At 31.9% G+C, this 22,811-nt stretch carries 18 protein-coding genes; 11 read left to right on the top strand and 7 right to left on the bottom strand.

What is annotated here, in order from left to right; all coding sequences use genetic code 11:
• Window positions 1-98: 98 nt before the first annotated feature.
• A complete protein-coding gene (locus EI427_RS12245; protein WP_126615027.1) occupies window positions 99-1,424 on the bottom strand; it encodes a tetratricopeptide repeat protein in 1,326 nt (441 codons plus the stop codon).
• 119 nt (window positions 1,425-1,543) lie between these two features.
• Here EI427_RS12245 and EI427_RS12240 point away from each other — a divergent pair, with 119 nt between their 5' ends.
• From EI427_RS12240 to EI427_RS12225, 4 genes are all read left to right on the top strand, one after another.
• Complete coding sequence (locus tag EI427_RS12240) at window positions 1,544-2,041, top strand: hypothetical protein (protein ID WP_126615025.1); 498 nt, start codon at window positions 1,544-1,546, stop codon at window positions 2,039-2,041.
• Between the two features lie 48 nt (window positions 2,042-2,089).
• Entirely contained in the window at window positions 2,090-3,583 is a 1,494-nt protein-coding gene (gene accC / locus EI427_RS12235; protein WP_126615023.1) for an acetyl-CoA carboxylase biotin carboxylase subunit, read from the top strand.
• Between the two features lie 10 nt (window positions 3,584-3,593).
• Entirely contained in the window at window positions 3,594-3,977 is a 384-nt protein-coding gene (gene bamE / locus EI427_RS12230) for an outer membrane protein assembly factor BamE domain-containing protein (RefSeq protein WP_126615021.1), read from the top strand.
• Window positions 3,978-4,260: 283 nt separating this feature from the next.
• Window positions 4,261-4,929, top strand: coding sequence for an AlbA family DNA-binding domain-containing protein (locus tag EI427_RS12225; RefSeq protein WP_170178456.1), 669 nt, complete (start codon window positions 4,261-4,263; stop codon window positions 4,927-4,929).
• Window positions 4,930-4,968: 39 nt separating this feature from the next.
• On the opposite strand, the gene porX is transcribed toward EI427_RS12225, so the two are convergent.
• A complete protein-coding gene (gene porX / locus EI427_RS12220; protein WP_126615017.1) occupies window positions 4,969-6,519 on the bottom strand; it encodes a T9SS response regulator signal transducer PorX in 1,551 nt (516 codons plus the stop codon).
• A 357-nt stretch (window positions 6,520-6,876) separates the two neighbouring features.
• On the opposite strand from porX, the gene EI427_RS12215 reads away from it, so the two are divergent.
• Both EI427_RS12215 and EI427_RS12210 read left to right on the top strand, forming a co-directional pair.
• Window positions 6,877-8,091: a hypothetical protein gene (locus EI427_RS12215; protein WP_126615015.1), complete on the top strand. Its 1,215-nt coding sequence runs from the start codon at window positions 6,877-6,879 to the stop codon at window positions 8,089-8,091.
• A 74-nt stretch (window positions 8,092-8,165) separates the two neighbouring features.
• Complete coding sequence (locus EI427_RS12210; protein WP_126615013.1) at window positions 8,166-8,459, top strand: Dabb family protein; 294 nt, start codon at window positions 8,166-8,168, stop codon at window positions 8,457-8,459.
• A gap of 69 nt (window positions 8,460-8,528) precedes the next feature.
• Here EI427_RS12210 and EI427_RS12205 read toward each other — a convergent pair whose 3' ends face one another.
• The 3 genes from EI427_RS12205 to EI427_RS12195 all read right to left on the bottom strand — a co-directional run bounded on the left by EI427_RS12205 (window position 8,529) and on the right by EI427_RS12195 (window position 11,441).
• The gene (locus tag EI427_RS12205) at window positions 8,529-9,188 is read right to left on the bottom strand and encodes a hypothetical protein (protein WP_126615011.1); all 660 of its coding nucleotides are present in this window, start codon (window positions 9,186-9,188) and stop codon (window positions 8,529-8,531) included.
• A gap of 213 nt (window positions 9,189-9,401) precedes the next feature.
• A complete protein-coding gene (locus tag EI427_RS12200) occupies window positions 9,402-10,109 on the bottom strand; it encodes a phosphoadenylyl-sulfate reductase (protein ID WP_126615009.1) in 708 nt (235 codons plus the stop codon).
• A gap of 153 nt (window positions 10,110-10,262) precedes the next feature.
• Window positions 10,263-11,441 (bottom strand): hypothetical protein, encoded by a 1,179-nt coding sequence (locus EI427_RS12195; RefSeq protein WP_126615007.1) that lies wholly within the window; start codon window positions 11,439-11,441, stop codon window positions 10,263-10,265.
• A 303-nt stretch (window positions 11,442-11,744) separates the two neighbouring features.
• Between EI427_RS12195 and EI427_RS12190 the strand changes: the two genes are divergently transcribed.
• The 4 genes from EI427_RS12190 (at window position 11,745) to EI427_RS12175 (ending at window position 15,476) form a co-directional block, all read left to right on the top strand.
• Complete coding sequence (locus tag EI427_RS12190; protein ID WP_126615005.1) at window positions 11,745-12,875, top strand: SPOR domain-containing protein; 1,131 nt, start codon at window positions 11,745-11,747, stop codon at window positions 12,873-12,875.
• A 63-nt stretch (window positions 12,876-12,938) separates the two neighbouring features.
• Complete coding sequence (locus EI427_RS12185; protein WP_126615003.1) at window positions 12,939-14,282, top strand: tetratricopeptide repeat protein; 1,344 nt, start codon at window positions 12,939-12,941, stop codon at window positions 14,280-14,282.
• 178 nt (window positions 14,283-14,460) lie between these two features.
• The gene (locus EI427_RS12180) at window positions 14,461-14,940 is read left to right on the top strand and encodes a hypothetical protein (protein WP_126615001.1); all 480 of its coding nucleotides are present in this window, start codon (window positions 14,461-14,463) and stop codon (window positions 14,938-14,940) included.
• Between the two features lie 167 nt (window positions 14,941-15,107).
• Window positions 15,108-15,476 (top strand): hypothetical protein, encoded by a 369-nt coding sequence (locus EI427_RS12175; RefSeq protein WP_126614999.1) that lies wholly within the window; start codon window positions 15,108-15,110, stop codon window positions 15,474-15,476.
• Window positions 15,477-15,591: 115 nt separating this feature from the next.
• Here the strand turns inward: EI427_RS12175 and EI427_RS12170 are convergent, their stop codons facing one another.
• Entirely contained in the window at window positions 15,592-18,957 is a 3,366-nt protein-coding gene (locus tag EI427_RS12170) for a methylmalonyl-CoA mutase family protein (RefSeq protein ID WP_126614997.1), read from the bottom strand.
• Between the two features lie 22 nt (window positions 18,958-18,979).
• Window positions 18,980-20,092, bottom strand: a complete 1,113-nt coding sequence (locus tag EI427_RS12165) for a sensor histidine kinase (RefSeq protein ID WP_126614995.1) — start codon at window positions 20,090-20,092, stop codon at window positions 18,980-18,982.
• Window positions 20,093-20,430: 338 nt separating this feature from the next.
• On the opposite strand from EI427_RS12165, the gene EI427_RS12160 reads away from it, so the two are divergent.
• Window positions 20,431-22,650 carry an NADP-dependent isocitrate dehydrogenase gene (locus EI427_RS12160; RefSeq protein ID WP_126614993.1) on the top strand — a complete coding sequence of 740 codons (2,220 nt, stop codon included), beginning with the start codon at window positions 20,431-20,433 and terminating at the stop codon, window positions 22,648-22,650.
• Window positions 22,651-22,811 lie beyond the last annotated feature (161 nt).

The raw sequence follows: 22,811 nt of genomic DNA, 5'->3' as shown, positions 1-22,811 counted from the left end.
TATATTCAGATTTTAAAGTTACTAAATCTTACTAGTTTTAAAACAAAAAGACGCCTATCAAATGAATGATAGACGTCTATTTTTAGTGTTTATTACAATTAATTCTTTTTCACTAGAGTTTCTTTTTTATTTGTGGTGATCTGTTTTAACTGTTCACGTACTGCTACATTAAAATCTCCAGGGAAATTATTCGCATAAATAAGTTTGGCTTCGTTTATTTTTCCTTGTTCTTGATAAATCATTCCTAAGAGAAATAAACATTTATAGCGAATATTAGAATCTTTGTAATTTTCTATAATTTGTTTTAAAATGTCTTCAGATCTAGGATATTCTTTTCTTAATGCATTTGCTTTTGCTTCCATAAACATTACGTTTGGTAGTGGAATACCACAATTATCAAATTCTTTGATGTGTGTAAAGCAAGTTTCTAAATCATTGTATTTTAATTCAAGATCAATAAGATCGGCTAAAATTCTAACTTTCTGGGTGTTGTCTTCTTGGATACTTACTTTATGTTCCAATAACTTTACAATATCAGATCTATTCAATTGGTTTTCTTCCAATTCAATCAATAAATCGTAAGCTGGTTCAAACTTATCATCCATTTTTATTACAGCCTCAAGTAGCTCCTTAGCTTCTGCTAAATAATAGGTTTTATAATAGGCCGAAGCAACCTGATAAAAGTACTCAGGAGTCATTGAACTAACTTTGCTTCTAAGTTTGTCATTTCTAACTTCTTTAAAAGCAATGTTTGCATTTTGGTATTCTTCTAAAGAATGATGAGCAAAGCCTAATTCATAATAATAATGTTCATGTGCTTTGCCTTTATCTTCTTCCATTTGAGAAATAGCCAATTGCATACTTGATTTAGCTAATTCATAATTTTTTGTGATGTAATTATTGTATTTGGCATCCATATATAAAACATAATTGTTTCTTGGGTCTAGTGCTTTTGCATCAGCAATATGAACTCCGGCTTTATCAAATTCTCCAATTTTATCTAGTAAATTAATAATTCTTGTTTTGTAGGCTATTTTTCTGTTATTATTAGTAGAGATATTAAAAGCAGCATCTAAATGAGTGATTGCTTCATTATAATTTTTTTTCTCTTTGTATAAAATTGCTAATTTTAAATGAGCATCTATGTAATTAGGATCTGTTTCAAGTGTTTTATTAAACATTTGAATTGCTTCATTCTTATTACCCGATTTTAAGATGACATTACCAAGCCTATATTTGTATTTAGGATTTGTGTCATCTTTGGCTATTGCTACTTCATAAGCCATAATTGCTTCTTTGAATTGTCCTAATTCAGCATAAACTTCACCTTTGACGTAATAGTCTTCAGCATCTTTATTCTGAGAAAAAGCGAAGTTGGTAATAGTAATGAGAAATAGTAGTAGAATGGAGTAGTAATTTATCATATTGAGTGGGTTAAATAGTGAGTTATTTTTAAATGATGTTTATAGGTACTTATATAACGTTTGCAGTGTACTTTTTTTTCAGAATTTAATCATAATTTTATTCCTACGTACGTTTTTAGATGATTACTTATAAAATTGATAATCAATATATAAGTAAATTAATATTTTATTTAATTATTAGAATGGATAGTGATTTTAAAGAGAAATGGGATACTCATTTTTCAATGTTAGAAATAAAAACCTTTGATAAAAATGCATTAATAAGCATGTTAGACCAAGTGGTGGTTGTTTTAAATAAAAGAGGTATCGAACCTAACGATATGAAAGGTGGAATGTGGGCTTCTTTTATGGAAGGTAACGAAAGGTATTTTGGAATGATGATACTCTATAAGTCTAATTTAGAATTTATAGGGGCGAGCCCGAATAGTGGTGAATTAAAAACATTTTCGTGGGACTTTAATCAGATACTATCGATCGAAAAAGTTGAGGACCAAAAATTAGGAATTGTGCGTGCAATGGAGTTAAAATCAAACCAAAAAACTATTCAATGGGTGGGTTTGAAAGGTTTTGTTCCTTCATTATTTATTTCGACCTTAGAAAAGTATTGGTATAGTTAATTACTTTCCAACAGAACACTTAAACAATAAATACAACTAACACATATAATGAAAAAAATTACACGCCTTCTGATTGCGAATAGAGGAGAAATAGCTGTTCGAATATTACGCTCTGCAAAAGAGTTAGGTATTTTTACTATTGCAGTGTATAGCGAAGCAGACGAAGAAGCTCCTCACGTAGCTTTAGCAGATCACGCTGTTTGTATTGGTCCTGCTAGTTCTACACACTCTTATCTTGATATTGATAATCTACTAAAAGTTTGTAGAACACTAAAGGTAGATGCTATACATCCAGGTTATGGATTTTTATCTGAAAATTCAACTTTTGCAAAAAGAGTAGAAGAAGAAGGGATGATATTTATTGGTCCTTCTGCAAAAGCTATAGAAGTAATGGGAAGTAAATTAGAAGCCAAAGCAACAGTTTCTAAGTTCAATGTTCCATTAGTTCCCGGTGGCGAAGAAGCAATAACAGATCTAGTAGCGGCTAAAAAAATGGCTGATGAAATTGGCTATCCTATTTTAATAAAAGCAAGTGCTGGTGGTGGAGGAAAAGGAATGCGGGTTGTAGATGATCCGAATGACTTTGAAAATCAGATGGAAAGAGCAGTAAGTGAAGCTACTTCTTCTTTTGGTGATGGTGCTGTTTTTATTGAAAAATATATTCAAAACCCTAGACATATTGAGCTTCAAGTATTAGCTGATAAACATGGAAATGTTGTTCATTTATTTGAAAGAGAATGTTCAATCCAAAGAAGACATCAAAAAGTTATTGAAGAAGCACCTTCTTCTATTTTAACGGAGGCTTTAAGACAAGAAATGGGAGATTGTGCTGTACGTGTAGCAAAAGCCTGTGATTACATTGGGGCAGGTACAGTAGAATTTATTTTGGATGAAGACAATTCTTATTACTTCTTAGAAATGAATACACGCCTTCAGGTAGAACATACAGTTACCGAAGAAATTACGCAATTAGATTTAGTAAAAGAGCAAATTAGAATAGCAGAGGGAGAAGAGTTAGGTTATGATCAATCTGCCTTAAAGATTAATGGTCATGCAATAGAAATACGCGTTTATGCAGAAGATCCGTATCAAAATTTCTTACCAGATACTGGCGTTCTAAATCGTTATGAAGAACCTGCAGGTATGGGTGTAAGAGTTGATAGTGGTTATAAGCAAGGCATGGAAGTAAGCATGCACTACGATCCAATGATGAGTAAGTTAATTGTATGGGGAAAAACTAGAGAAGAGGCTATCAGTAGAATGATTAGATCTATTGATGAATATAAAATTACGGGACTTGAAACAACTTTACCCTTTTGTAAGTTTGTTCTTAAACACGATGCTTTTGTTTCTGGTAATTTTGGTACTAACTTCGTGAATAAGTTTTTTAAACCTGAATTATTGATTGAACCTTTAACCAAGGATGAAGAATTTGTAGGTGCTGCTGTAATTGCAAAGCTATTTTTTGAAAAGAAAAAATCAGAAGAAACATCAGACCTTACAAATATCCTTACACCTTGGAAACTGAGAAGGCTCACATAGAAATTAGATAATGAAAAGAAATATATTCTTCCTTCCACTTATTTGCACAATAGTCTTATTTTCATCTTGTGCTAAAGATTCAAAGATAAAACAAGAAAATTTTGACATGAAGACATGGAAGAACGATCCGTTTGCGTGTAAGGGTGATAGAGAAAAATTAGAAGACGATTTTTTATCTGTTAAAGATAGATTGTTAGGTACAAGTATTACAGATATTAGACAGATTTTGGGTAAACCAGATCGTGTAGATTTAGATACTAGAAGTACCAAGCAATATGTTTACTATGTAACAGAAGGCAGCCAGTGTAAAGGGAAAACAGGTGAAGATGGTAAGTCTTACAAGATTTATTTTGATGCTTTAGAATTAGTTAAAGAGGTCTCGCCTATATTATAATTAAGATATAAAAAAGGTATCTATAGATGTACTATGAGATACCTTTTTTCGCTAATAAAAATAAAATAGTTAGAATAACCGTTAAGCCTATTTGGCTTTTTTGTATGGCATAGATAAGTTGTTAAAAGTCAATCGGAAATAATTACTTATTTCAACATAAATTTCGGAAATATTGGCTTAACGACAAAATGTATTACGTATTTCAGTTAAACATCTTGGTGCGTAACGTTTTATAGATTGTTATATTCTGTTTTTGTGATTTTTAGATATTAAATATATTGTTTTGGATCTTAATTTTTTAAAACAGTTAGTTCAAGAAGGAGAGGGACTCAAAATTGAGTTTAAGAAAAAGGCTGCCGATCCTGTCAAAATTATGAAAGAGGTAGTTGCCTTTGCAAATAATTATGGAGGCTACTTAATTGTAGGCGTAGCAGATGATGGTAGAATTGATGGCTTTACTGATATTGAGGGAGAAAAATATGTTTTGGAAGAAGCTATAAAAACTCGAATATCAAAAAAAATAGATTATCAAATTCATATAGTTCAGGTATCTCATATTAGGCAAGTAGTTGTTTTCGAAATAGATCCTTATCACAATAAACCTGTTTTCTTACTTTATAACTTGAAAAGAAAAGTAGGTAAAGCTTATATCAGAGTAGCGGATAAAAGTGTTCAGATGAGTAAGCTAATACGTAGAATACTTAAGGGGAGAAGTAAAGATATTGATTATGTTTTTCAGTATGGTGAGTTAGAACGCATGGTTCTAAAACTGTTAGACGAAAACGATTTTATTACTTTAAATCAGTTGATGAAACACGGAGACCTCTCGGAAGAAGAAGCATCAGATGTTCTAGTCAATTTATGTTTATCTAATATTTTAAAGGAAGTGCCACAAGATTTAGAAGATAGATTTAAAATAAACCCCAAATCAAAACTTGATTGGAAGTTCTAAAAAAAGCTCTTAAGAGATCAATCTTAAGAGCTTTTTGATTTATTTTTTAGATAATTCTATAAATGGAATAATCATCTCATCAATAGAAACACCTCCATGTTGGAAGGTATCTTTATAATAACTAACATAATAATTGTAGTTATTAGGATAAGCAAAAAATGTATCTTCCATAGCAAATACATAAGAAGTCGAAATTTCATTTTTCGGTAGCCCGAAATCTTCTGGGTGTTTAGCTATTAATACCCCTTTCTTGTTATAAGAAAGATTTTTGCCTTGTTTGTATCTCAAGTTTGTATTTGTTTCACGGTCCCCAACAATTTTATAAGGTTTTCGTGTTCTAACCGTACCGTGATCTGTAGTGATATACACTTTACAATCTTTCTCAGCAAGAATTTTCAACATCTCAAATAATGTTGAGTGTTCAAACCAAGATTTTGTAATCGATCTATAAGCAGCTTCATCAGGAGCAAGTTCTCTTACCATGTTGGTATCTGTTCTTGCATGAGAAAGCATATCCACGAAGTTATATACAACAGCATTAAATTTCTTATGCATTAATGTATTTATTTGTTCGTTAAGTTGCTTTCCTTGTGAAGCTCTAATAATCTTATTGTAGCTATATTTTTCGTTTATACCATTACGAAGTAGCTGTTCTCCAAGAAGCTGCTCTTCGTAGTTATTTTTACTTTCGTCATCATTGTCATTAACCCACCATTCAGGGTACGTCGCTTCAATTTCAGCAGGCATTAACCCAGAGAATATTGCATTACGAGCGTAAGCGGTTGTTGTTGGTAAAATTGGACAATAAACATCTTCTTTGATATTGTATAAATCAGCAATTAAAGGTTCTATTACTTTCCATTGATCATATCTAAGATTATCAACGAGTATGAAAAATACACTTTCGTCGTTTTCTTTCACATAAGGAAAAACCTTTTCAGGGAGTAATTCAGGAGATAAGATAGGTCTACCTTCTGTTTCTTCCATCCAATCCACATAGTTGTCTTTAATAAATCTACAGAAATTATGATTTGCCTCATTTTTCTGCATTTCAAAGACCTCACTCATACTTTTGCTTTCTGTCTGGTTGATTTCTAAATCCCAATAGACTAATTTTTTATAAGTTTCTACCCAATCTTCCCAATCCATGTCATTCATAAATGACATCATGATACTTTGAAAATCTTGTTGGTAAGCAGAGTTTGTTTTTTCTGTTACAAGTTTTCTTGTATCAAGTAATCTTTTTACGGAGAGTAGTATTTGTTTAGGGTTGATAGGTTTAATTAAGTAATCAGCAATTTTAGCACCTATGGCATCTTCCATAATATATTCCTCTTCACTCTTAGTAATCATTACTACAGGAATATTCGGTTTTATTCTTTTAATCTGCTCAAGTGCTTCAAGCCCTGTCATACCGGGCATATTTTCATCTAAAAAAATTATGTCGAATTCTTCTTCTTCACATTTTTCAATTGCATCAAGCCCACTTAAAACGGGTGTAACATCATATCCTTTTTTAGTAAGGAATAAAATATGAGGTTTCAATAAGTCGATTTCATCATCGGCCCATAATATTTTTTGTTGGCTCATCTATTTTTGTTGTAATTCAATTTCAATTAGATATTAAGTATTCTTACGTCTAGTCTCCTTTAGAGTTTCTGATGATTGATATTTTAAGAATACATTTATCAACCTTTAATTAAGATTAATAACAATTTAAGGAATTGTAATACAATTTATCAACCATTGAGAATTAAAAAATATTTTTCTTCACATTTAAAATTAATTGCGTTCTACAGCGTTCTAATTGATAAAGATCAAATCTTATGTAATGAAATTGAATTAATTCAATATATTTCATCATTTTAGATAAAAAGTAAATAAGTTTGTCCAAGATTTCGATTAATTTGACTAAGATCAAAATCACCAAATATAAGCTCAAATACTATGGATGAAAATTCAAAGAACTCATCAACCAAATTACTTATCATAATAGGAAGTGTTTTTGGTGGAATACTATTAGTAACAACAATCGCCTTTTTTATTTTTAGTGGCGATGATGAAATTGACCCTAAACTAGTAACTGTAGACGAATATATAAAGGAGAACACAGTTTGGGAGTTAAATGGAGATGCTGTAGAAGGTAGTGCTGTTGCCATCACGCTTCGTATGCCAAATATGAACCTTGATCAGGTAGAGAATGCTGTAGAAAGAGCAGATCAGAATGTAAGACAAGTTGATGCAGATATTAAATCAATTATGCAGTCTCTTGGTGATGATACTAGTGATTTAGAAGCTAGTTTAATGTCATTACAAGAAGAGCTTAATAATATGACTGATATATATAAGCATACAGAAGTAATTTCTGATAATATTTCTCAGTCTGATGCTAGTGGGCAAAGTCGTGCCGTTAAATCTGCTTTAACAAGGCTTTTATCTACAAGAGATGGTTACATAAGAGATATTAATGTAATGCAGGAGAATATTGATAAGGTATTAACTGTATTAGAAGATGCAAGAAACTCTCGTGTTACCATGGGGGGAGTAAGTACTGCAATAGAAGAATTAGAAGTTGCTAATACACGTCTTTTTGAAGAGGGAAGATCTTTACTGAGAACATTATTTGCATTCGAATACATATATAATCAACATAGAAAAACGGAAGTGGATGGGAAAACTATAGACGTATTCTACATTGCTCTTCAAGATTATTTATATGATGAAATTATTGTAAACCATTCTGAAAAAGACTTTTTTAGAAAGAAAGGTCAATTTGATCAAGTTGTTTCAGAAACAAAGGAACGCCTGGGTAATTTTGATGAGGTTGTTGCACTTCAGCAAAAAAGAGAAATGAAATTAAGTGAGTACAATAAGCTTTCTGAGCATTTAGGAACACTGAATGAATTATATGCAGGAGCAGGGCTGACAATAACTTCTGAAGGTTTTAATAATGTTGAATTTGTAACTGATGAAGATTGGGAATATTCTGTATCTGAAGAAAATTCAAAAACACCTCTTGTAATTGTTTATAGAGTTGAAGGTACGCCCTTATCATCAGGGCTTGTTGTAGCAAAGGCTTCATATAATTTATCATTTAATGATGATGAAGATGAAGAACTTCTATTAAATGGCGGTATTGAAAACGAAGTAAGTGCTCAGTAATAAAAAGTGATCAACATCTTTAGTTATTGAGTAAAAGGTTTCTATTTTTGTCATGAACTAAAAAACATGACAAGATGATTAATCACACCGTTTTATTTAAGTTAAAAGAAGAAGCTTCAGAAGATCAAATTCAAGGAATGATAGATGCTTTACAAGCATTATCTGGGGAAATTGATGAGCTGAAGGAAATTCAAGTAAAGAAAAATATTTCAGATAGATCGCAAGGGTATACTGTAATTCTATTTTCTTTATTTGAGGATAAAGTAGCTTTAGATCGTTACCAAGTTCACCCTGCACACGTAGAAGTTGTAGGTGCTAATGTAAAGCCGATTCTAGAAAGCTTAGTAGTAGCAGATATTGAATATTAATATTAATTGATTTTGAAAAAGCCACGAATGAATTAACATTCGTGGCTTTTTTTATTATTTAAATTAGGTTTAGCGTTTGTTACCGTGATGACCTTTTCCACCTCTATGACCTCTCTGTTCTTGTCTTTGTTCCATTTCAGAGGCAATTTGATCAACAGATTTAGAAGGATCCATTAGAACAAACATTACGGGTTTTTTATCATCCATTTGACCGAAACGATGCCCTTTTTTACCATGCTTGCCTTTCTTACCCATTTCTGAGTTTTCTGGTTTGTATTTTTCAAAAATAGCTTTCATATCAGTTTTCCATTTTTCTTCATTTGCTTTATTGGCTGTTTTGATAGCTTCTAAATCACTTTCATGATTATCTACAATTACCCATGCATCTGTCATAATATGACGCATTTCAGTTTTCATGGCTTTCATTTCACTTTTTTGTGCTTCAGAAGGTTCTCCAGAAGACTTATCTTTCTTCATGCTATCTTTTTTACCTTTTAAAGCATCAAGTCTTTCTCTAAGTGAAACAAGAGTAGCTTTTTCTTTTTTAGAAAGTTTCGTGTCGAACTCTTTTCTGTTTTCAAGCATAACAGGTAACATGTTTGCTTTCATGTATGCATTGATTTCTTTTTTAGCTTCTTCCCTTTTTTTAGGATCTCCTTTTTGAGCAATTTTTTTAAAAGAGACTAACCCGATAAATATTGCTATTACAATTATTCCTAACTTTTTCATGACACTAGATTTTTTTAAGTGATTGTTTTGATTTTGTATACTTCAAATATGAAAGAAAAGATTCAAGGAATTAAAAGCTTTCAACCAACGGTATAGTATTTTCAACCAACGGATAAATAAATTTAATAATTGACAAATTGGGCATAAAAAAAGTCTCAGAGTATTGAATACTTGAGACCTTTCTATTAATAATTTCTAGTTAGATAAGCTAGTTTATAAACTTGTGTGTAAACCACACTCTGTTTTTTGTTGTCCTTGCCAACGTCCAGATCTATCATCAGACCATAGCGGTTTAGTAGGGTCGGCTTTTCCAGTACAAGGTAAACATCCAACACTAAAGTAGCCTTTAGCAACAAGAGAGTGCAATGGTAATTTTCTTTCGTTTATATATTGGAAAACCATTTTTGAATCCCAATCTAAAATAGGGTGATATCTTAATATACCATGTTTCCCTTCTTCTTCTTTCTGCATTTGAGCTCTTACAGAAGACTGCCCTTTTCTAATGCCGTTAATCCAAACATCAAATTGAGGTAGTACATCTTCCAAAGGAGCAACCTTATTAATATGGCAGCATTTATCAGGTTGAGTAGCGTGTAATGGCTGACCATTTTCATCAACTTGTTTATCAACTGGAATATCAGATTTAATATCAATGATATTTAACCCAAGCTTTTCAGCCAACTGGTCTCTAAATGCTATTGTTTCTGGAAAGTGATAATTTGTATCTAAAAAATAAATTGGTATCGTTTTGTCAACTCTACTGATAATATCTAATAGTACAACACTTTGCGGTTGGAAAGAAGAACTTGCAAAAATCTTCTTACCATCTTTATGGTATTTAGCCACCTGCTTCGCGATTTCATCAACACGCTGATCAAATGTTACTGCTGAAGCTTGTGTAATAATGCTCTGCGATGACATATTGTATTTACTTTTGTTTAATCTACTAATTATATAGGATTAATGCGAAGTAATGAAAGTTTCTACTTTTTTCAAAATTTTCAGCAAAAAAAAATCTTCATTCACAACTGAATGAAGATTTTTAATTTCTTGAAAAAGAAAGGTTTAAAGTAATTAAAACCCTCTTTTTAGTTCTATACTGGCTCTAATTGGGCGAGAAATATTTCCTGCCTCATCTTTAAATTTTATATAAACATGTTTAACGCCATCAGTCTCTCCTTTTAATTTCCAATCAATAACAGAGGTGTCAGCTTGTTTCCAATGTCCGCCACTAAATGAAGAACTATTAGAAACCATCATGAGTACAGCACCATCACTTTTTATCTGTAACGTTACTAATTTATTAATATTATTTGTAGACTCAGCACCACTATCAATTTGTAATTCAATATTTTTAGGTGCTTGTGTATCTATATTAATTGTAGAAGTTGTTGTAGAAGTCATATTACCTGCAAGGTCTTTAAATTTTACATAAACCTTTTTAAGACCATCTCCTTCTGTTAAACTAATTGATTTCTTGATGCTATAACTTTCCCACTTTTGCTCAATAAATTGAGGGTCTTGAGAAACTATCATAGAATCAGCTTGTCTACAGAAAATTTCGAGTTCAACTTTTCTATCTTGTCTATTCGTAATCTTTTCCCCATTATTTATAGTCAATTTAGCACCAAATGGAGCCGTTCTATCCACTAAAATCTCATCATGAATAACAGGAGTTATATTACCAGCTTGGTCTCTGTAGCGAGCGTATACTCTTCTAATACCATCGTCACCTGCTTCTAGCTCCCATTCAACATAATCGTCTTGAATAAGCCTCCATTTGCTACCATGAAATGCAGAGGTGTTTCCTAATTGATAATACTTAGCATCTTTTGCAGTAAGTATAACACCAACTTTTAAACTTTTCTGATCTGTGAAATATTTTGAAGGAACATCAATTTCCACTTTAGTATTTTGTGGAGGGGTAGTATCTAAAATAATTTTCTTTTTTAGAATACTTGATTCGTTTCCATCTGCATCTTTAAATTTAAAGTATACAGTTTTAACTCCATCACCACTAGAAAGTGTATAATGAAAAAGTTTTTGAAATTTTATCCACCTACTTCCACTAAAAGATTCATTACCATTGGCCATCATTTCTGTAATGCCAACACCATGAATCTCTACATTTATAGAAGTTGAGTTCGAATATTTTCCTGACTTAAATATTATTCTTGTTCTATCTAATTGATTTTGAGCATTGATAGATAAAGAATAAGATAATATTAATGCTGCGATAAGTAAGAGTCTCATCTATTAAATTTTTACTGAGTATTGATATAAAGAAAACTTCTTTTTCTGTTAACGAACTAATAAGCAAAAATAGTACACATATATATCACATTAAACGGAACAGGATTTGTTAGTATAACTTTTAGAGTTAAAATTATAGTGTTTACACTTCAAATTTTAGAAGGTTTAACCTTATAAACATAGTTTTCGTATACAAATTTTAACTATTATTAGTATTGATGGAAATTAAATATGTATTAGTCGATAACAATTGTTAATTTTCGCGTTAATATAGTAGTTAATTTATTCTATAAGACTTCATATATGATTATCAGAAATAAAATATTAAATCTTTATTTATTTAATTTAATATTTATTGGGGTACTATTTGTTACATCAACAACTAGTATTGCCCAAGAAGTTACCGAAGGTCAGACATATTCCCCTGCAGGTTTATCACAGGAACCTGTAAATGTAAAAAGTGAATTATTCCCAACTTCATCAAACGAAGTAGGTGATACAACTTTCACGATTTATGGTGATGCATCCGTTCCGTTCAAAATTTATTTTGTAAATGGAGCGCAGTATGATAACATATTTAATCCTAACCCTACAGGGATTATTTTGAATGGAAGAGAATTTAATTTTTTCTGTTCAATGGAAAAATCTATTCGTCAGAATTATTCAAACGTTTTAGAAGCAAAAGAATTTGATTATTTAGGCAAAAGCTACCTTATGCTAATCTCTTTTAGAGAAGATTGTTTAGGTGATAATTGTCGTTACAGATGCTATAATGTATTTGATATAACAGATAAAGGGTCAATTCGTCAAACTTCTTTCTCAAGTTTATTTCAAGGAACTGATAGTTTTGGTGACTATAATAATGACGGTAAATTAGATTTTTTACGGGTTGCACCTAAACCACCTAAAGATCATATTGCAGGTGAAGTGGTTACAAACTACTTAATCACCTCTTATACTATGAGGAGAGGTATTCCAAGACAGTTAACAGATCAAGGTAATACGTACTACTTGTATGTGAAAGGAACAGAAGATGTGTCGAATTTCAATGTTTTACAAGCCTATTGGTTCTTTAATATTAAGAACAAAGATGGTGAAAGCGCTGAACCGACAACATATTTTGCAGAATACATTTCATTTGATCCAATGTATAGATATTTATACAATCCAAATGGAGTGAGGATAGAAAAAAACCGATGGTCTGTACTAGTAACAGATGTTGGCGATTTAGAATCTGCACAAGAGCATTGTCATATTGTAAATGAATACAACATAGAAGAAGTATTTATTATGATTGATCAATACAGTGGTGATATTACATATCAGGTGTTTGCAGGAAATTTTGTAAGTAAAGAAAGTGCTCAAGCGTATCTTAAGCAATTGCAATCTTACGGAGTTGATGGGCAACTGGTTGATTTCTTAAAGTCTTACTAATTTTTTCAATAAACTTTTTTATCAGGCAAGTACAAAAGAACGAGTTCTTCAACATTACAATATATGAGACTATCTAAATTAAATATTATTATTACGTTATTCTGCTCAATATTTTTTCTAAATGAAGGTATTGCTCAAAATAGCGAAGCTAAAGCACACCTAGAGACTGCGGATTTTTTATTAGCAAATAATCGATATTCAGAAGCTCTAGATGAATTGGAAAAAGCAATTCAAGCAAATCCATCTGATGGAAGTGTTTATTTTAAAAAGGCAAATACATATTTAGCTGTAACAAAATTTAGTGAAGCTATCGCAACTTTAGAAAGTTGTGTTCAAGCAGACCCTAGTTATTTTAGAGCTTATGAAATGCTTGGTGATTTATATTCACAAAGAAAGCAGCCAATTAAAGCTGTTAATTTTTATGACCTTGCTTTTCAAAAAGACCCAAGTATTGACCAGAGATATTTATATAAATTAAAAATATTAGATATCCTTGATCAAGCAAATAGACACCGTTTTTCTAAACCTCATATTGATGATGTTAGATCTTTAAATTTAGTCGAGTCTTTTGATCTTGATTATTATGAAGCGATGTACTGGAACGAAATGGATAGTCCAGAAAAAGCGGAAGATTTAATGGCTAAGATTATTGGTGATATTGAGCCGCTTTCAGGAAATGAGCGTTATTACTATCAGTACATTTGGTCACTTTTCTCTCAAGGAAAATATTCTGAAGCAAGTCAATGGATGGATAAGATTACTACTTCAGAGGCAGAAGCAATGTTTATGATCTTTAGAGAAGATTACTATTTTAGCTTAGCTGATACTTACTTTGATGTAATGGACTATGAAAAGAGTCAAGCTATGATTGATATCACATTAGGCATCAACTCATCGTATATAGAAGCATTTGATCTACAGAAACAACTTGCAGCTATACATACTACTAAAACAAAAGTGATTGCAGCTCAGGATAGAGCATTAATGGCTGAAAAAGATATAAAGAAGCGTTCTGCAAAATTATTAGAATTAGCTATTTTAAATTATCAATCTGCAGATTATTCTACTGCATATATACATTTAGAAGAGTTCCAAAATGTATTGCCTCAAAATGAAAGAAACATAAATGTAATTTTCATTAAAACAATGTGTGAGAAAAACCTAATGCAGGTAGGTGCTTCTACAGAGAAATTAAAAAAGGTTATTCATAACCCAAGTATAAATCCTCCAACAAAAGCAAAGTATAATTTTGCTATTGCACTAGTTTATAAAGAAGCTGGAGATTATAAACAAGCAGAGAATTTCTTAAAAGCAGCTTATGGTGGATCGTTTAAAAATACAGTTCGCTATGAATTTTCAGAAATTCAAAAATTAAAAGATATGAAAGAGATTGAGGCAATGAACTAATTGTTCTTAATCAAATTCAAAGAAATCCCTTTCTAATTTATTTAGGAAGGGATTTTTTTTCGGAAAAAAATCTGAGGATGTGGTGACATTTTTTAAGTAGGGATATTAGTAATTGAACAAAGGCAATAAGCCATTACAATCTTCAATTAAGTTATCATTATTCAAAAAAACATCTACTATGAAAAAGTTATTATTTGTATTCGTCTCAACATTATTATTAGGCTTTTCTACAACAACAATAGCACAAGATAATACGAAGAAAGCAGGAGCAGCAAATTTTAAAGGTCCTGGTACATTAAATTTAGGTTTAACTACAGGGTTTTCTAATAATACAATAGGCTTTATGGCTGATTATGAAATAGCACAATTAGGTAGAGATTTTACTGTGGGTGCATTTGTAGATTATCAGTCATGGAGTGGTAAAGGAAGCTCTTTTGGAGCTGGAGCAAGATTTAGATGGTATGCAGATAGAGTTTTAAACATCACTAATCCAAAATGGGATGTCTACGCAGTAGGTGATGCAGGGTTTAAATTTGGAGAGGGAAATGCTTTACACTTGGGTATTGGTGTAGGTGCAAAATATCACATCTCTGATAAAATCGGTATTCAAGGAAATATAGGTACTGGAGCACAAATAGGTATTTGTTTCGGCCTTTAAGATAAAGAGAGTTTTAGAGTAAATAAAGTTAAGATAGAAAGGAGTAGCGTTTTATGCTACTCTTTTTTTTTGCTTCAATTTTAATAAAAAAATACAGATTACAAAGGTGATATTTTTGGTGTCTTGATATAAGATGATGAATCTCTTCATTACTTAAATTAAGCATTATGTTAAAGTCACATCTAGAAAGATTAGGTACAATAAGCAATAAAATCAAATACGTATTTATTGTATTGGCAATCTGGAATCTTCTTTTTATTTATATCGAAATCGCTACATTTTCTGAAACGATATTAGCAGGGTTTTTAAGTTTACTCTACATTTTAATGTCTTTTAAATCAGCCGAAAGAACTAAAGGAGTAATGCTTTTGATGATGACAGTATTAGTATTTTATAATGTATTTCTTTTTGAAATTGATAAAGAATATTTTACAAGACAGGCTTTTGGTTCTTTTAGTGAAATTGTTGTTTTGGGGTATTATTTAAAATTATATCTTGATGTAGAACAAAAAATTGATCGAATTGAATTTATATAATCCGAAATTTTATTGAGTTAGTTGATAGTAATAGTTAGTGTTTCACTTAGATCATTTTGTGGGTAAGTGATTTTAAAAAAGGGGAATGAATTTGTTTTCATTCCCCATTAATATTTTACATATTTCTTCTATACTGTCCGCCTACATTAAAAAGTGCAGCAGTTATCTGACCTAATGAACATACCTTTGAAGCATCCATTAACGCTTCGAAAGTGTTTTTTTGTTCCAAAGCTTTCAGTTGTAAATCAGCTAAAGCTTTTGTCGTTTCTTTTTTATTAAACTCTTGTGATTTTTCTAAAGAATGAATTTGTTCATCTTTTTCTTCTTTAGTAGATCGAATTACCTCTTCAGGAATTACTGTGGGTGACCCATTTTTTGATAAGAAAGTATTTACACCAATAATTGGAAATTCACCATTATGTTTTAGCGTTTCATAATACAAAGATTCTTCTTGAATTTTTGAACGTTGGTACATCGTTTCCATAGCACCAAGAACACCGCCTCTTTCAGTAATTCTATCAAATTCGGCCATTACAGCTTCTTCTACTAAATCTGTGAGTTCTTCAATAATAAATGCACCTTGTATTGGGTTCTCATTTTTTGTTAACCCTAATTCCTTATTGATAATCAGTTGAATGGCAACTGCTCTACGTACAGACTCTTCTGTAGGTGTTGTAATTGCTTCGTCGTAAGCATTTGTATGTAATGAATTACAGTTGTCGTAAATGGCATACAAAGCTTGTAGTGTTGTTCTAATATCATTAAAAGCAATTTCTTGAGCATGAAGTGACCTTCCAGAAGTTTGGATATGGTACTTCAATTTTTGAGACCTATCTGTTGCTTTATATTTATATTTTAATGCTTTAGCCCATATTTTTCTTGCTACTCTTCCAATAACAGCATATTCAGGGTCAACGCCATTAGAGAAAAAGAAAGAAAAGTTAGGAGCGAAATCATCAATTTTCATTCCTCTATTTAAGTAATATTCTATGAATGTAAACCCATTTGCCAAGGTAAAAGCCAATTGGGAAATTGGATTTGCACCAGCTTCTGCAATATGATATCCTGATATGGAAACAGAATAAAAGTTTTTAATACTCTGTTTAGTGAAATACTCTTGCATATCACCCATTAATCGCAAAGAAAACTCTGTAGAAAATATACAAGTATTCTGTGCCTGATCTTCTTTTAGGATATCAGCCTGGACTGTACCTCTAACTTTGGCAATAGTTGTGGCTTTTATTTTTAAATAGACATCCAAAGGAAGAACTTGATCTCCTGTAACTCCTAGAAGAAGTAAACCGAGGCCATTGTGATTAGAAGGAAGATCAGATCTATATACAGGTTGCTTTCCATTTTTAAAAATGGAATTAATAATTTTTTTGGTAGACTCAATTAACCCATTTTCATGAATATACAACTCACATTGTTGATCAATAGCTGCATTCATGAAAAAAGCAGTCATGGTAGCCGCAGGTCCATTTATGGTCATAGAAACGGAAGTACTTGCAGCACAAAGATCAAATCCAGAGTACAACCTCTTAGCATCATCTAAACAACAAACATTTACTCCAGAATTACCAATTTTACCATAAATATCAGGTCTAAAGGCAGGGTCTTCTCCATATAGTGTTACAGAATCGAATGCAGTAGATAATCTAGCTGCAGGTTGACCTTCCGAAAGGTAATGAAACCTTTTATTTGTTCTTTCAGGATTACCTTCTCCAGCAAACATCCTTGTTGGATCTTCACCTGTTCTTTTAAAAGGAAATACACCAGCAGTATATGGAAACTCACCGGGTACATTTTCTTGCATGGCCCACTTTGTAATATCTCCCCAACCTTTGTATTTAGGAAGACTTACTTTAGTGATTTTTGTACCAGAAAGTGAAGTGCTCTTTGCCGCAACATTTATAGCTTTCCCTCTTACTTTATATGTGAAGGTTTCTTGACTATACGCTTCAACTTTACTTTTCCATCCTTCAATTAGATCAATTACTTCATGGTCCAATTGTTTTTTTAATGATGAGAAAGCATCTTCTAATACTTTTTTTGTATTCAAATCACTAGCAACAACCTCAATGGCTTTTTGTAGACCATACAATTTATCGGCTATTTCAGCTTGTTCAGATACATTTAAATTATAACTTCTGACTACTTCAGAAATCTCTGATAGGTAACGAACTCTTGCAGGAGGGATTATATGATAGCGTTCATCAAGAGAACCTTTCTCAATTTTAGTAAGATGTAAAGATGTACTTTTCTCGTTAAGAAGCTCTGCTAATTTATTGTACAATTGATTTACCCCACTATCGTTAAATTGAGACGCCATTGTACCAAAAACTGGAGTGTTCTCATCGGGTAATTCAAATTGATTGTGATTTCTACGGTATTGTTTACAGACATCACGTAGTGCATCTTGGGCACCTTTTTTATCAAATTTATTTAAAGCAATGATGTCCGCATAATCAAGCATGTCTATTTTCTCTAATTGAGTTGCAGCTCCATATTCAGGAGTCATTACATATAGAGAAACATCACTAAAATCTATTATTTCAGTTCCAGATTGACCTATACCCGAAGTTTCTAAAATGATTAAATCGAACTTTGCCGCCTTCATCAAATTAATTACTTCTTGAATATGTTCTGATAAAGCTATATGCGCTTGTCTTGTTGCCAAAGAACGCATATAGATACGATTATCAGCAATTGCATTCATTCTAATTCTATCGCCTAGTAAAGCGCCTCCTGTTTTTCTTTTTGATGGATCTACAGAGATAATAGCAATTTGCTTATCGTCTGAAGTCAACAAAAAACGACGAATTAATTCATCTACGAGGCTAGATTTACCGGCTCCACCTGTACCAGTTATACCTAAAACAGGTGTGTTAGAGGTAGCTGCTTTTTCTTTTATGGTATCAAGTAACTCATTATTATCAGCTTTGAAATTTTCTATAGCAGAAATAATTCGCCCAAGATTACGGTGAGATTTCTTCTCGAGGTTTAATAATTCCTTATTAACTTTTTTTCCTGTAGGATGATCACATTGTTTTAAAATGTCATTAATCATGCCTTGTAATCCCATTAACCTACCATCATCTGGAGAGTAAATACGGTTAATTCCATAATTATGGAGCTCTTTGATTTCAGAAGGAAGAATAGTTCCGCCACCACCACCATAAATACCAATATATTCTGCACCTCTTTCTTTAAGAAGATCATGGATATATTTAAAATACTCTAGGTGTCCCCCTTGGTAAGAAGTAATTGCAATACCTTGTACATCTTCTTGAATTGCACAATCTACAATTTCTTGTGCGGAACGGTTGTGTCCAAGATGTATGATTTCTGCACCCGTAGATTGCATAATTCTACGCATGATGTTGATGGAAGCATCGTGTCCATCAAATAAGGATCCTGCCGTTACAAGCCTAATTTTATGTTTAGGTTTGTAAGGTTGGTTGTTAATTTGTGTGGTCATTTCTGTGGTATGTGTTTAATGTTTATTGTGTGTTGATATTTAGTATAATGGAATACTCTTTAGATGAATCATGTATTACCATTGAGTGTTTATTCTTGTATTGCAAGTTGAGACGTTTTTTTACATTCTCCAAACCTATTCCTCCTTGTTTATCTTTTGATAAATTATTTAAAGGCTGACTATTACTAACTTTAAAAGTGATTTGGCCATCTAAAGATGAGGACAGTGAAATTTTAATCCACCCATTTGTTTCATCTTCTATATGACTATGTTTAAAAGCATTTTCTATAAATGGAGCAAATAACAAAGGAGCAATAGGTAAATTACTATTTTGTATATCCCAATTTATATCAATGTTATCTTTAATAGCATCATCTTTAAGAATATGTAATCCTATAAAGTTATTTAGGTAATCTATCTCTTTTTGAAGGGGTACAGTTGCAGTACCGGTATCATAAAGCATATACCTCAGCATATTTGATAATTGTAAAACAACATCAGGAGTTTTATCAGATTTTAGAAAAGAAAGTGAATAGATATTATTTAAAACATTAAATAAGAAATGTGGGTTTACTTGGGATTTAAGAAAATCCATCTCAGATTTCACTTTTTCTTCTCTTAAACTTGATGCTTCATTTTCTTTTTTAAGGCTATATGTAGTCATTTTGTAAGCAGTAGAAGCTAATGCAATTACACTAAATAAGATTAAGTTATAAGTTGATTCAAATAGTTTAAAACCCCTTTTTAATTTCTTTAAATTAGGCCTGTGATTTCTACCTGTAAATTCTGGATCATCAAAAGGAAACAGTAACTCTTCTCTAACAGATAGCTTCCAAGAGTCTATTATGTATCGTTCTACTTTTTGATATACAAAAGCGACAATAATTACCATTGTAAATAATACAACGGCATATAGTATGTGTTTTTTCTGAAGTAAAAGTTTTGGGAGAAGGAAAGTGATATTGACCTGCCAGATGAATATTTGACAACTTATCAATAATAAAGCTTTCATTAATGCATATTGATTGCCAAAACGTTGATTAAAAAAGTTAAATGTAAGAAAGAAATAAGCAAGTATTAGAAGTACTTGCCATACTGTATCTTGCTTAATTTTATTTTTTAATTGAAAGGTCATATAAGTGATTATTGTTTGATATACATATATTAACGAATCTACTAAATCTATCAGATGAATAAGCAAAGAATCTGATTAAATCGGTAATTTTTAACTATAAACGCTAAAATTGATTGTATTTTTAATTCCGTTAGTAGGCTAAAATGAGCTTTAAAGCATTTTTTTTTACATTTCTAACTTCTGTCAACTTAATTTAATTTTGATATAACAAACATTTAGTAAATTTGCACCTTGGAAATAGAGCAGTATTTCGTTTAATATTGTACTATCTCTAATTAAGTTAACAACAAATTTCGGCAGCATACCGTGTGTTTCCTTATCACATAAGAAAGTAAGACATGACAAAAGCAAAAATCATTTACACCAAAACAGACGAAGCACCAGCACTAGCTACCTATTCGTTTTTACCAATTGTAAAATCATTCGCAAGCGCTGCGGGTGTTGAGATTGAAACGAAAGACATCTCTCTAACTGGACGTATCTTAGCAAATTTCCCAGAGAACTTGACTGATGAGCAAAAAGTTGGTGATGCTCTTGCAGAATTAGGTGAATTGGCTAAAAAGCCTGAGGCAAATATTATTAAGTTACCAAATATCTCAGCTTCAATTCCTCAGTTACAAGCAGCAATTAACGAGCTTCAAGCTGTAGGTTATAATATTCCAGATTATCCTGCTGATCCTGCTAATGCAGAAGAAGAGGAAATCAAGAAACGTTATGCAAAGATATTAGGTAGTGCTGTAAACCCTGTTTTAAGAGAAGGAAACTCAGATCGTAGAGCGCCTAAAGCGGTTAAGAACTACGCGAAGAAACATCCTCACTCTATGGGTGCATGGACTTCAACATCTAAATCTCATGTAGCAAGTATGCCTGCAGGTGATTTTTATGGAAGTGAAAAATCTGTTACAGTTGATAAAGCAACTGACGTTAAGATTGAATTTGTAGGTACAAATGGTTCTACATCAGTTTTAAAAGAGAAAGTAGCTCTTTTAGACGGAGAAATTATAGATGCTTCTGTAATGAGTGTTGCGGCTTTAAAGTCGTTCATTGCAGAGCAAATAGAAGATGCAAAAGCACAAGGAGTACTTTTCTCTTTACACATGAAAGCAACAATGATGAAGGTTTCTGACCCAATCATTTTTGGTGCTGCTGTAGAAGTTTTCTACAAAGATGTATTTGAAAAGTATGCTGATTTATTTGCAGAATTAGGTGTTACTGCTACAAATGGTTTAGGTGATGTTTACGCAAAAATCCAAGGTCATGAGAAGCAAGCTGAGGTAGAAGCTGCAATCGAAGCAGTTTATGCAACAAGCCCTGATTTAGCAATGGTAAATTCTGATAACGGAATTACTAACCTTCATGTTCCTTCTGATGTTATTATTGATGCATCTATGCCTGCAATGATCCGTACTTCGGGTCAGATGTGGAACAATGCTGGAGCACAACAAGATACTAAAGCAGTTATTCCAGATAGATCTTACGCAGGTATTTACCAAGCAACAATAGACTTCTGTAAAAAGAATGGTGCTTTAGATCCAACTACAATGGGTAGTGTGTCTAACGTAGGTCTTATGGCTCAAAAAGCTGAAGAATATGGTTCTCATGACAAGACATTCCAAATGTCTGCAGCTGGTACTGTAAAAGTAATTGATGCAGCAGGTACTGTTTTGATTGAGCAAGCTGTTGAAGCTGGCGATATCTTCAGAATGTGTCAAGTTAAAGATCTTCCAATTCAAGATTGGGTGAAATTAGCTGTAAATAGAGCAAAAGCAACTGGTGTTCCTGCTGTATTCTGGTTAGACGAAAACAGATCTCACGATAGAGAATTAATCAAAAAAGTAAACAAATACTTGGCTGATTATGATACTAAAGGTCTTGATTTGTTGATCAAAGCTCCAGTAGAAGCAACAGAGTTTTCTTTAGAAAGAATTGTAGAAGGAAAAGATACTATCTCTGTAACAGGTAATGTTTTAAGAGATTACCTTACAGATTTATTCCCAATCTTAGAAGTTGGTACTTCAGCAAAAATGCTTTCTATCGTTCCTTTAATGAACGGTGGTGGATTGTTTGAAACAGGTGCAGGTGGATCAGCTCCAAAGCACGTTCAACAATTTATTAAAGAAGGTTATTTAAGATGGGATTCTTTAGGAGAATTCTTAGCATTAGCAGTTTCTTTAGAACACTTAGGTGATACATTTAATAACCCTAAAGCTAAAATTTTAGGAGAAACATTAGATGCAGCAACTGACAAGTTCTTAGATAATGATAAATCTCCAGCAAGAAGAATAGGAAGTATTGATAACCGTGGTTCTCATTTCTACCTAGCTTTATATTGGGCACAAGAATTAGCAGCACAAGATAAAGATGCTGATTTAAAAGCTCAATTTACTGAATTAGCTGAAGTGTTATTAAGTAACGAAGAGAAGATCAATAAAGAATTGATTGATGCACAAGGTACACCTCAAAGAATTGGAGGATATTATCACCCAGTTTTTGATATGGCTTCTAAAGCTATGCGTCCAAGTTTCACATTAAATGATGCTTTAACGCAACTTGTGTAAAGATTTAATTTTTACAATAAAAAAGACCTTTTCCGAGCAATTGGAAGAGGTCTTTTTATGTTTTAGTAAAATTAGAAATAAGGATTATTATAAGTAACAAGAGTACTTAATTATAAACCACCTTTAAAAACTTACTTTTATTAACACTAAAACTATCTAAT

Source organism: Flammeovirga pectinis (genome assembly GCF_003970675.1).
Lineage (GTDB): Bacteria > Bacteroidota > Bacteroidia > Cytophagales > Flammeovirgaceae > Flammeovirga > Flammeovirga pectinis.
This window is presented reverse-complemented; position numbering and strand designations above follow the sequence as displayed.